The 13203-nt window shown below is 43.3% G+C and carries 9 protein-coding genes; all 9 read right to left on the reverse strand.

Annotation, left to right across the window (positions count from 1 at the left end):
- Positions 1-279: 279 nt before the first annotated feature.
- The 9 genes from E3K36_12990 to E3K36_13030 all read right to left on the reverse strand — a co-directional run bounded on the left by E3K36_12990 (position 280) and on the right by E3K36_13030 (position 12936).
- Positions 280-2607 carry a glycoside hydrolase family 15 protein gene (locus E3K36_12990; GenBank protein ID MCF6156127.1) on the reverse strand — a complete coding sequence of 776 codons (2328 nt, stop codon included), beginning with the start codon at positions 2605-2607 and terminating at the stop codon, positions 280-282.
- Between the two features lie 201 nt (positions 2608-2808).
- Positions 2809-3426, reverse strand: coding sequence for a protein-L-isoaspartate(D-aspartate) O-methyltransferase (locus E3K36_12995; GenBank protein MCF6156128.1), 618 nt, complete (start codon positions 3424-3426; stop codon positions 2809-2811).
- Between the two features lie 927 nt (positions 3427-4353).
- Positions 4354-4761: a hypothetical protein gene (locus E3K36_13000; GenBank protein MCF6156129.1), complete on the reverse strand. Its 408-nt coding sequence runs from the start codon at positions 4759-4761 to the stop codon at positions 4354-4356.
- Between the two features lie 25 nt (positions 4762-4786).
- Positions 4787-6238 (reverse strand): RtcB family protein, encoded by a 1452-nt coding sequence (locus tag E3K36_13005; GenBank protein ID MCF6156130.1) that lies wholly within the window; start codon positions 6236-6238, stop codon positions 4787-4789.
- Between the two features lie 112 nt (positions 6239-6350).
- Positions 6351-6767, reverse strand: coding sequence for an archease (locus E3K36_13010; GenBank protein ID MCF6156131.1), 417 nt, complete (start codon positions 6765-6767; stop codon positions 6351-6353).
- A 272-nt stretch (positions 6768-7039) separates the two neighbouring features.
- Positions 7040-7501, reverse strand: a complete 462-nt coding sequence (locus tag E3K36_13015) for a universal stress protein (protein ID MCF6156132.1) — start codon at positions 7499-7501, stop codon at positions 7040-7042.
- A gap of 20 nt (positions 7502-7521) precedes the next feature.
- A complete protein-coding gene (lon, locus tag E3K36_13020) occupies positions 7522-9873 on the reverse strand; it encodes an endopeptidase La (GenBank protein MCF6156133.1) in 2352 nt (783 codons plus the stop codon).
- A gap of 20 nt (positions 9874-9893) precedes the next feature.
- On the reverse strand, positions 9894-11012 hold the full coding sequence (locus E3K36_13025; GenBank protein ID MCF6156134.1) for a diguanylate cyclase: 1119 nt from the start codon (positions 11010-11012) through the stop codon (positions 9894-9896).
- A 64-nt stretch (positions 11013-11076) separates the two neighbouring features.
- Positions 11077-12936, reverse strand: coding sequence for an ATP-dependent metallopeptidase FtsH/Yme1/Tma family protein (locus E3K36_13030; GenBank protein ID MCF6156135.1), 1860 nt, complete (start codon positions 12934-12936; stop codon positions 11077-11079).
- Positions 12937-13203 lie beyond the last annotated feature (267 nt).

A 13203-nucleotide genomic window follows, 5' to 3' on the forward strand; every position in this document is an offset into this window, starting at 1 on the left:
GCCTATAACGCCACCGGGTAACTCCGCAAACCGCCAAATATTGAAGTTTATTATTGATTTTTGCGTAGTAAGGGTATTATGGAAGGCCGATTTTTGCTACGCGAAAATCATTTGCAGAATTTAGGTAATATATAAATTTGGCTTTTTGAGAAAGGTGCGGGCTTGCTGTCAAAAACCAAACCCAGGGGTGCGTATCGGTTAACGATATACACGAAACAGATTCCTTGTCCTTTATCTTCACTGCCTCAATATCCTCAATTGTTATGTTATCACTCCCTTTTATTTCTTCTCCACCGTAATCGCCCCTAATGGGCAGCACTTTTCAAATCCTGGTTTAATATCCCAGCCTGTCGCCTTTTCTGCAATAATCTTTGCCTTGTCCTCGACCACATCGATAACTCCATTCGAGTTCTCAACACAGATTCCGCAACCCACACACCGCCTCTGGTCTATACCAACCGTAATATATTCACTATCTTTCTTTACATTTACCTGATCAAGGTACTGAATATGTTCCTGATCTGAAATTACACCTGAATACGTCGGAGAATGTTTTTTTACCTGTTGCCGGCCTGCCCGGTCGTAACGGAATATTGACCGCCCGCATCGGTCACAGGTATGTAATTCCTGCATCTTCTCTAAATAGTCCATTACCGTTTGTACTACCGTGGCATGGCTCCATGTCAGGGGAGAAACAGAAACAGGTTCTCCGGTAAATGGATTTATCTGCTCTGCCAGCACACCGGAGGGCAATGCACGGGACACGGTCCATCTGAGATAATTCACTACACGTTCGAGATCTTCAACAGACTTGGCAGTTGATACATAGTATTGTGCCAACCACATGGTACAGATTATCCACGGATTTCCCGGAATCGTGTCATCATTTCCGACACGCTGGTATTGGTCATATTCATAACGAGCAATGCCACCTATTTTGGTCCTGACCCATAAGGCCTCTTCGATTGCTTTCATCGTATTTTGTATCTTGATGTCATTGGCGTCATACACATTAAAGGCAAACATCCCATATAAGCTGGCATCAATTGTAGCATCGATTTCGTATTCTCCGTCTTTTCCCGGATAGATCATGCGCAAAAATCTCTTGTGTTTCTCGCTGTAAAGATGTTGATCGATTGCCTTTTTAATCTGTGTCGCAGTCTGTCTGTATAATAGTGCCTTTTCGGTATGATAAAATATGTCAGAAAGGTTTGCAGCGGCCATTAGTCCGCCATATACGGTGGCCGTTGTAAAGGATAGTATACCACGCCTTTCTTCCCACAGGTCATAGGAGGGAAGTGGCAGCCCCGTCTGTTCATCCCGATAACTCACAAGAAAATCTGCTGCCTTTTCGATAAAGGAATGATAGAGGGGACGTATCACCTCAATCTTTCTGTACAGGTCATAGTATTGCCATATTGTCCAGAGAATCAAGGCCGTTTCATCTTCCTGGATCGGTACATGGATCTCTTCACCCTTTACCCAGGGGTGCCAGGAGCTGCCAAAAGAACCATCTGGATTGTATTTATGCAATAAAAATCCATCTTCCACCATAACGCTTGCACAGAAATTGTAGGGTGTGATTACATTTGCGCAAAAGTTAAAAAAATTTCGGCATGTGGTAGTATAACCCGCCTTCATCAGTGCATAGGATACCAGCGCACCATCTCTTGGCCACATATAACTATAGGTATCCTTTGCATATTGCCGAATGTCCGAATCGTTTGCAGCGATAATGGCGCCGCCACTATCGATCTGCGTCATAAGGATCAGCAGGCTCCTCTTGAAAAGATCAACCACATCGGTTGGAAGGTTTCCAAAGTTGAATTCTTCTTTGTTTACCCAATGGTGCCAATAACTTGCCGTCCTGTTCAATATCTTTTGTGGTTTTTCCCTTAAAATAATGTCATTCAGATCATTAATCTCTCCGTAATTCCTGCCTGCAGCAATCCAATAATAAACAACAGACTCTCCAAGAGGTGGAATTTTTAATGAAATACCGATTGTAGAGTCTACGGACCCCTGTGCTATGGGGTTTCCACCCAGAATGCCATCTTCGGCATCACGCCATGTCCCCTCGGCACCCCGATGCCTTTTAATCCCTGTTGCGTATTCTCTTACACCCCACACATCTCCAGCAGAACAGTTTATTAAGAAATACCGGGGTCCTTTGTAGTGGATGAGACAATTCAGCTTTGCATCATAAAATACCGTGTCACCAACCTCATTCTCCATTACACTCAGGTCTTGATGGAAAAAAAGCCGGACGTCTCTTTCTTTGTTTTTTAGATTCAGAATCGTTACCTTGCGCATATAGATATTCTTCTCGAAATCTACAACATCGTTGCAGGCAAGCTGGATGCCCAGATTTTCATGAAACGCCCGGACGTTGGTTACGAGGGTTTCTTTCTGATATCCTAAGGCAAGCTTCCAATCCCGTGCATTGACCCACGAATACCCTTCATGTGTCCATACACCGAATCTGCTTGGATTTCCCAGTGCATGATTTTCCTTTCCCACACGTGGGTAATAGAGATCTCGAATGGTGTAGTCAGCATCAAATGCAACCAATAATGAACCGTTACCAACGGGAATATCTCTGGGCACTGTTGTCTTCCTTCAGATATTTATATTTTCCAATTTAAACAAAAACTCTTTGCCTTGATCTTTTCTAAAAAACGGCTGTTTCAAGAGTTTTTACAATTACAGTTTTTATCGTTCGATTGAGCTCACGACGAAGTCCCCTCCTTGAGAAGGAGGGGATTGAGGAGTGGTCAATTGGTTACGTCAGTGCTGGGCTATGTATGATTATTCCACTTTCCAGCCTTCCTCACCAATTAAAGGTACAAAGGCGCACTCCAAAATATTCCGGCTTTCTACTCCGTTTTTCGTTTTCACGACTTGGTGTAATACCTGATTATACGGATTCCCGATGGGTATTATCAGTCGCCCACCAATTTCAAGCTGATCTAATAAACACTCTGGGACATGAGGCGCACAGGCCGTGACAATGATCCCATGGAAAGGTGCCTTGTCTGGTAACCCCAGACTTCCATCTCCTACAATTACCTTTATAGTATCATATCCTACCTGTTTTAGAATAGTTTTTGCTCTTAACGCTAGTGCTGCATGTCGTTCAATTGTGTAAATGTGGCTTGCCAATCTGCTCAGTATTGCAGCCTGATAGCCTGAACCAGTTCCTATTTCTAGTACCTTCTCTTTCCCTTTTAATTCAAGACATTGCGTCATGATGGCTACCATATAGGGTTGTGAGATGGTCTGTCCTTCTCCGATGGGTAAAGGATAATCCTCATACGAAGCGTGTCTATATAATTCGGGCACAAACAAATGTCTGGGCACTTCAGACATTGCCTTTATCACCCGCTCATCCTGAATACCACGGTTTACGAGCTGGTATTGTACCATCTGAAACCTGTCTGCAGCATACGTATCGGTATCTTGTGAAGGATTCAAAATACACCTTTCCAAAACATTATTTGTTAACACGACTGATACGATACCTGTGAGGTTCAACCACGTATGATTTGCCAAAAATGCACTTCAGGATTGACCGTTATGCGACTTCTATAATCTTTCATACATACCTCCCGATTATTAGTTTATTGTAAATACTTGGAATAACAAGAAGTTTATTCGCCCTGGCAAAACTAATGATGGGGCAGCTATCGGCTACATCCACGTCTGACACACTATTTCTTTCCTTTCTTTTCGACATATTCTAGTTGGTGCCTGAGTTCCTCCGGAGAGAAATCTGCCATTGGTATATCATATTTTGCCATCAAACCAAAAAGATCGTATCTATCTGCAAAAGCTCCGATGTCTTTCCTTGTGATATCTTACCTTCTCTTAAAAGTTCCGTCACTATGGCTTCTTTATCCTTTTTTAAGGCCTTTTTTGTTCAACGCACCCTCTTCCGGAAATTCGGCGGGGAATTCTAAAACTAATTGCTTTGGTATGGGTATCCTTCTGTATTAGATTATGGAATTATACTCTCCTTCATAACGGAGGAAACACTTCATTTCGTTTATTTTAATGTCAGCTATGTTAATCTTTCTTTTTTAAAGTACTTTAATGTTAAATATGCCTAACCCGAATAAATCGGAATCGTAGCGTGGGTGGTTTATCCCCCGCCAAATGCCGACCACAAGGGATCGGTGCTACAATTTTTGCCAAAAATGCAAAAATATTTTTTATAAGCGCCTAATCCGAACGAGTCGGAAGAGTTTTGCTTTGTTAGCGTTTTTCCTGTTTGTTACTATTCTTAATATTCCATTCCGAGGCGTTCGGGTTAGGGTAGCGTAAATTCCAAATTTCTGATTTTCTTTTGATATGCTAGCCCATTAACCTTTTTTTAAATATGCCTTTGAAACGAGAAAGTTTTGGAATTTTGCGTGGCTCCTCTTCTACAATGGTTATGAGTAGCTTTGCCTTTTTAAGAGGTGGCATGGCTTCTTTATAAATAATTTTACCATTTTCGTAATATGCCTCTATAGTTTTATACATAATCTTTTCCTCTTTCAAAATATTCTTGTATTGACAGGCGTAATAGCTGTTCTCACTGGTTCTGTTACTTATGTGGATTGAGTTAAATAAATCTTTTGAACCAGCTATCAGGCGGAATTCGGTAATCAATTTACAACCACCCCAATTCCCCTCATTCGCAAGGAGGGGATAAAGGGGAGGTCTTCCAACAAGTATTGAGTAATTACGTGCGCCATAAAATGTTCTGAAAACCTGCATAAATAAAAATTCCTATATGATTAAGCTACCCCTTAATAACACACATCGGCTTTAGCTGAGCAATTTTTTTGCTGATGCCGGCATGTTCGACGACATCCACAACTTCGGTTACATCCTTGTACGCCTCCGGGATCTCTTCGTCCAGCGTGGCACGGCTGTCGGCACGAACAAGGATCCCTTTTTCTTTCAGCTCCTGGGCAATACTTCGGCCTTTGGCCGTTCTCGTCGCCTGACCCCTACTCATCACCCTCCCAGCACCATGACAGGTACTGCCAAAGGTATCAGCATATGCCTTCTCTGTGCCTACAAGCACGTAGGAACAACGCCCCATATCTCCCGGTATCAAAACGGGTTGACCTACTGATTTATATGCATCGGGGATATCGGGGTGATTGGGTGGAAATGCGCGCGTTGCCCCTTTCCGATGGACACATAACCGCTTCTTCTCACCTTCAACGATATGATCTTCAAATTTGGCGATATTGTGACACACATCATAGACCGGGGATATTTTGGACTCCTTTGGTCCTATGTGCAATGCCCTTTCAAAGGATTCCCGAACCCAGTGTGTAATCATCTGCCGGTTGGCAAATGCATAATTGGCAGCGCAGGCCATTGCGGCAAGGTATTCCCGCCCTTCCGGAGAGTTAATCGGGGCACAGCAGAGTTGCCGATCAGGTAGTTCTATGTTATATTTTCGAGATGCATTTATCATGACCCTGAGGAAGTCGTCGCATACCTGATAACCCAATCCTCGTGAGCCCGTGTGCACCACGATGGTAATGCCATCCTTTTCGAGTCCCAATACACGGGCAATCTCCTTATTATACACCTCTGAGACATAGCCAACTTCTACAAAATGGTTTCCGGAACCAAGGGTGCCTAATTGTGCCAGGCCACGTTCTATAGCACGACCTGAAACCAGTTCGGGGTTAGCTCCCGGGATACAACCCTTTTCTTCGATATGTTCTAAATCTTCTTTTGTGCCGTAACCCTGCGAGACCGCCCAGAGTGCTCCGTTTTTGAGCACGTTTTTTACTTCTTGTTGAGAAAGTTTTAAATCTTTGCGATGGGACCCAACGCCGGATGGGATATTGGCAAACAGGGTATCCACTACAGATCCCAGCTTGTTGGTAAGCTCCACACGGTAAAGTCCTGTTCTCAGTAATCTTACCCCGCAGTTGATATCATACCCCACACCGCCGGGGGAAACCACACCCTCGTCCATGTCAAATGCCGCTACGCCACCGATAGGGAAACCATACCCCCAGTGGATATCTGGCATTGCAAGCGAATGTTTTATAATCCCGGGAAGAAAAGAGACATTAATAACCTGTTGTAAACTTTCGTCTTTTTGAATATCTTCCAGCATGTGCGCATCGGCGTACACAATGCCATCTACCCGCATCTTGCCTTCCCTTGGAATTCGCCAACGATAGTCATCTATCTTCTGAATTTTATACTTGTCATTTGTCATAAAACAAAACTCCTTTTCATAAACACAAGCGTTCAGCCGTCGGCGATCAGCATCCAGCTAAATGGATAAACGATAGAGGAGCGAACGGACGTTCTACCCCTACTGCTTACTTTTATATATCAAATATAACCCGCGCCTTCCATTGATGGTCTTCCTGGACGATCGATAAGCAATGATGGGTAACAGCCTTGATCTCCGTTTTAATCACATGTTTATCCTCAGTAAATATCTCACCCCATATCGACGCGTTTAATTGAGTATCCTGAATGTCTACAACACAAAAATCCTTGAATATGAGATTTTTTACGTCATGCAGGTACAATAATTCACTTAACCAATTGACGAGGAGTTGTTCTTTATCTATCCCGACAATACTTATTTTATATTCGACCTTACCTTCCACTTTCGATAAGTCCGTAATGATATCAAATAATGCATAGGCGGCATTTGCAAATAATTCTTGCAATGTAGCCCCGAATACATCAATCCCGATATCTGCCGTGTGGTCTATAAGTATGTATTTAGTCATAAAGTGTTCAAATTATAGCCTCCCCTCTTTCCCCTCCTTCGCAAGGAAGGGACTTCGTCGTGAGTTCAGTCGAACGATGAAGGGGAGGTCTTCCATCGATTACTTAAGTAAGTACATACAGTTAACATATATCCAAAACCCGCATAAATAAAATGAAAATTCTTTGTTAATTATTTTAAATCCAGATAGACATCATAACCATATTCGCTTTTATGTACAACAACTGGATATTCCCTGGCTCATTTCTCCCTTTCTTTTAAAAAACGTACACACTACGGCATGATAAAATCATGCTCAGGATGTCTGATAGTAAGCACCGGACAGGGGGCCTTGCGAACTACTTTTTCGGCCACACTGCCCATAATTGCATGAGACAGACCCGTCCTGCCGTGCGTACCAAGCACAATCAAATCGATCTTATATTCTTTTGATGCCTTGATGATCTCGGAAAAAGGAACTCCCTGTATGATAATGGCCTCAACCGATATCCTGCCCTTCGTATCTTCATTTACACACTTGAGCAACCTCTCTCTCAACTTATTAACCGTTTCTGTGTCTGCTAGAGTAACGTTATAGAGATCCGGATCATTAATGTCGTAAACACGAATGTCCAATACATGCATCAGATAGAGCTTTGCCTGGTATTTATCAGCAAATTCGATTGCATATTTTAAAGCCATCTCTGAATAAATCGAGTAGTCAATCGGGCAGAGTATGTTTTTTATGTTAATCACTGATTCTCCCCTCCTTCTCTCTATTGCTTTTGAATGAGTACCGTCTCTATGGCATCATCGATTTTTTGGATATAAACGCACCGTATCTTGCCACGGATTTCCTTATCAATTTCTTCGTAATCGTCTTTATTTTTTAATGGTAGTACAATCGTCTTTACCCCGGCCCTTATGGCCGCAAGCACCTTTTCCTTCACCCCTCCGATCGGTAACACATTTCCCGTCAATGTGACCTCCCCGGTAAGTGCCACCTCTCTCCTTGCATATCTGCCTGTCAATAGTGAAAGCAGAGCCATGCACATCGTAATACCTGCGGAAGGGCCGTCTTTCGGTATGGCACCGGAAGGGACATGGATGTGGATTTCGGAGGTGTCATAGAAATTCTCATCAATGCCCAGTCGTTTTGCATTGCTGCGGACATAGCTGAGTGCGGCAATGGCCGATTCTTGCATGACATCGCCCAGTTGTCCTGTGAGAGTTAGCTCTTTTTCTCCCTTCATCCGGGATGCTTCTACAAAGATGATGTCTCCGCCTGTCTCTGTCCAGGCAAGACCGGTAACTACTCCGACCCTGTCTTCTTCATCGGCAACCTGATAGAAGTATTTTCTTGGACCAAGAAATTTTTCTACTATCTCCGGCATTATTTCTTTTGTGATCTGTTCACCGGCGACTATCTCTTTTGCAACCTTTCTGCAGATCGACGCAATCTCACGTTCGAGGTTTCTCAGTCCTGCCTCTCTGGTATATTCCCGAATGATCTTATAAATAGATTGATCCTGGAATACGATAGGATGATTTTCTAATCCATTTTCTTTAATTTGCTTGGGGATCAGGAATTGGTGCGCTATTTTTAATTTCTCTTCTTCACTGTATCCGGGGAGATATATGACCTCCATCCGATCCCTCAGCGCGGTATGAACGGTATCAAGAATATTAGCTGTCGTGATAAATAACACATGAGAAAGGTCAAAAGAAACATCGAGATAATGGTCCACAAAACTAATATTTTGTTCGGGGTCCAGGACTTCCAGCAGGGCAGAGGCTGGGTCTCCCCGAAAGTCCGCACCGATTTTATCAATCTCGTCCAGCATAAATACGGGGTTACTGGATCCTGCACGACAGATTTCCTGCATAATACGCCCGGGCAATGCGCCTACGTAAGTACGCCGGTGCCCCCGGATCTCTGCTTCATCGCGAATACCCCCCAAAGAGATGCGGATAAACTTTCTGCCCAGGGCACGTGCAATCGATTTACCTAACGATGTTTTACCCGTTCCCGGAGGGCCGCAAAAACAGAGGATGGGGCCTTTCATCCTTTCTTTTAGTTTATGTACCGCCAGGAATTCAAGGATCCGTGCCTTAACCTTCTCCAGGCCATAATGGTCTTCATTCAGAATCCGCTCTGCCTGACTGATCTCCAGGTTGTCGATCGTCTTTTTGTTCCAGGGAATATTGATGAGATAATCCAGATATGTCCGGGAAACAGGGTACTCCGCCGATGCGGGGTTAATGTCCCTGAGTCTATCTAATTCTTTGATAGCCACATCTTCTACCTCCTTGGGCATCTTTGCCTCTTTAATTCTTTCTTCCAGTTTATTAAGTTCTTCCACATGGGGGTCTTCCTGCCCCAATTCCTTCTGGATAGCCCTTAGCTGTTCCCGTAAAAAATATTCACGTTGAGTCTTTGACATTTCTTTGGCGACTTCTTCGTCAATCTTTCCCCGGACTTCTTTCAACTGGACTTCCTGATTCAGGTAGTGGAATACGACCCTCAGTCGTTTCTGGGGGTCAACCATCTCCAATAATTTCTGCTTTTCATTTACAGGTAATTCCAGATAAATGGCTACCAGATCCGCCAGTATTGCCGGACTATTAATGCTATCGATCATAGAAATAATTTCTTTGGGTAATCTCTTTCCCAGCATGGCGCTCAGTTTAAAGAGCGTTGTAACGCTCTGCACAAGTACGTCGATAGTTTCAGACTTTTCTGTAAATTCTCGGACTTCTTCCGCCCGTGCCCTGTAATAGGGTTCTGTTTGCACATAATCTGTGACCTTGATCCGCATCACTCCTTCTATGAGTGTTTTTACGGTGTCTGTAGTAGATTCCAGCACCTGAATGATCTTTGCGGCAGTTCCAACCTCGTAAAAATCACTGGGTGTTGGCGCATCAATACTATACTTTAGCGCTACAATACCGATAAATTCATTCTTGGAAACGGCATCGTTTATTGCCTTTACCAATCCTTCTCCGGTCAAGTCTAATGGAAGAATCAAGTGCGGGAAAACCACGTCGTCCTTCAGCGGGATAATGGTAATGATTTCTGGCAGAGTTCCATCTCCCCGTTTGTGAAAAGAAAAGTTGGTTTTTTTCATCATTTCAATTCGGCGGCCGGTCACCCTTTCGAATGTGCCTTCTTCACTACTTTGGCGGCATAGAGGGCATTGTTTGCCTGTTCAATTAAATCGGTGATGTTTTTTGTCTGCGGAGTGATGGAACTTGCTCCTACCGTTACTTTAAAATCAATGTTCAGATTTTTTTCCTCGTCTTTTACGAAACAATTTTCCATTGCATTTACCAACAGACCTGATAACCTGTCCAGTTCTCCGTTATCGATCTCCGGTAATATAATCAAGAATTCGTCGTCTCCAAACCGGGAGACTACATCAGATGATTTAATATGTTTTTGGAGACATCTTGAGACTTCTGTAAGAATGCGGTCTCCGATAAAATATCCATACCGGTTATTGATCGGCTCAAGATGGTCAATATCCATCAGCAGACAGGATAATGCCTTATTTTGTGTCCGTGCCCGGTTAAACTCATTCTGCAGGATTACGAGTGAATATCGCTTGTTGTAAATATTCGTTAAGCTATCCCGCACCGCATGATGATTGACAATGTCATTTAATTGATGTATCCTGGCATTCAGGCTTTGCAGGTTCTTGTCGGTTCTTTTCTTCTCATCAAAATTAATTAAAATGCCGTTATAGTGGGTTACAATGCCCCATTCATTTTTGATGGTATTCAGATGATCGGAAACCCAGGCATATGTCCTGTCTTTTTTTAATAACCGATATTCTATCGTTGCTTCACTTCCATTTTGCAGGTTTTGTATCTGTTTCGACACTTTTTCTCTATCATCGGGATGCACCAGATCGAGTAACAAATTTCGTGTTTTGTAAATTTCATCCGGTTTGTATCCTATCAGCTTTTCTATTCCATCACTGATATATTTTACAGAGCCGTCAAACATGGAGACGTAAACAATCTCCGGAACAATATTCATGACCCTGTGAAATAATCTCCCGGAAATGGAATTCGATTCCTTCTCAATTGATTTATCATGTTCTTCGTCATTAATCAGAAACTGCAAGGTACAGCAAAAAGCCAGAACTACCAGGCCAAAAGCGAGCCCGTTCAGCTTAAAAATAGTTACCATGGAGCAATTCATGGCAATCAAAATCCCAATAGCACAATACTTATATTTGCTGATAAATGTCTTCAACGCCATTCTTTATTTCCCCAAGAATACCATAAAATCCAGTTACCATCTCAAAAAAGATTCAAGATGCCTGCTACACAGGCACATTTTTCCCATTAGCTTTGTGAAGTTCCTCCAGGAGTTTTTTAAGCTCTTCTCCCTCAATCACCTCCTGTTCCATAAGTGTCTTTGCCATACCCTGTAAAATTTCCTTTTTCTCGGTTAATAATGCTTTTACACGATGGAACGATTCATCCATTATCTTCTTAATTTCCAGATCTATCTCCCGTGCCGTCTCTTCGCTATATTCCTTACTGGCAGCAAACCCTCCGCTCAAAAAGAGTGGCCTGTCACCTTGCTCGAAGGTCACCAAACCCATCTTATCGCTCATACCGTATTCTTTTACCATCAACTTAGCAATTTCCGTAGCCTTTTCTAAATCGTTCTGAGCACCTGTTGATATTTCGTTAAAAATAATTTCCTCTGCAACCCGTCCTCCCAGTAAGATGGCAACCCGATCGAGGAGTTCTGCTCTGGTCATGAGATATCGGTCTTCGGTTGGTTTTTGTAATGTATATCCCAGCGCCCCGATACCACGGGGGATCATTGAAATCTTGCGAACGGGGTCTGCATGCGGCACCGAGCACGCAACCAGCGCATGGCCTGATTCATGATGGGCAACGATCTCCTTTTCTTTCTTATTCATCAGGCGCTTCTTCTTCTCGAGACCTGCCATAAGGCGGTCAATTGCCTCTTCAAATTCTGGCATACCCACTGCCTTTTTATTTCTTCGTGCTGCAAGTAAGGCTGCTTCGTTCACAAGATTGGCAAGGTCTGCTCCGACAAACCCTGGTGTCATGGCGGCAATTGAATGCAAATTAATCTCCTTTTCCAATTTTACCTCTTTTGCATGCACTTTCAGTATTGCTTCGCGGCCGTGGAGATCTGGCCGGTCAACGACTACCTGACGATCGAACCTGCCTGGCCTTAAAAGGGCAGTATCTAACATCTCGGGGCGATTGGTTGAGCCCATAATAATTACTCCCTTATTGGAGTCAAATCCATCCATCTCTACCAGTAACTGGTTTAATGTCTGTTCACGCTCATCGTGTCCTCCCATAGGATTTGTACCGCGGGCCTTGCCAAGGGCATCAAGTTCGTCGATAAAGATAATACACGGCGCTTTCTGGTCCGCCTGATTAAACAAATCCCTCACCCGCGCAGCACCGACGCCGACAAACATCTCGACAAACTCCGAACCGCTCATATTAAAAAATGGGACCCCGGCCTCACCTGCCACCGCCTTTGCCAGGAGGGTTTTCCCTGTTCCAGGGGCACCCACGAGCAAAACGCCCTTTGGTATTTTCCCACCCAGGGCACGAAATTTTTCAGGTGTCTTCAAAAATTCAATAATCTCTTGTAGTTCCTCCTTGGCCTCATCGATCCCCGCCACGTCGTCAAAGGTAACATTCAGGTCTTCTTGTGCGTAAAGACGCCCCCTGCTTTTCCCAAAGGTCATGATACTGCTGGCGGGACCGAATCGTTTGAATACAAAACGCCAGATCACAAACAAAATTAATAATGGCATTACCCAGGAGAAAAAGAACGTCTTAAACCATGGGCTCTCATAATGTCCTGCATACCTGACTCCCATGGATTCCAGGTCTTTTACCAGGTCAGGATCTTCCACGCGGGCCGTAATAAAGATAACATTTTTTGTGGTTCCACGTTCTATCTCACGCAGTTTGCCACGAATCATTGTATGGGTAATATGGCATTCCAGGACATTTCCCTCTTTGACCAGCTTTTTAAAATCGCTGTACGTGATGTCCCTCACTCCGGGATTCATCAAATACATCTGCAGCAGGATAAAGAATCCAAAGGCGATAATAATATGCCAAATAGAAAACTTTTTTGGCATTTTAAACGGTATTTTTTTGAAATCCTTGAACATAAAAACTCCTTAGAAAGAAAGCACACTTTTTAAATATTTAGGGTTATATCTTATTTTCCCACCCTGGCAAAGAAAACTCCATTTCACTCCGTACCAATCTTTTTTAGATATCGTCCATGAAATGAGTTTAAAATCTATTTGTATATAGGCCTCGATAATTAGCATATATTATTTTAGCAAAAAGAGCTACGTCACTCAAAAGAAGTTTAATAATGTGATAGAGTTTGTTTATAATCATTCCAGCACATGCTTATCTTCACTAGGAGA

It is taken from the genome of Candidatus Brocadia sp., from assembly GCA_021646415.1.
Taxonomy (GTDB): domain Bacteria; phylum Planctomycetota; class Brocadiia; order Brocadiales; family Brocadiaceae; genus Brocadia.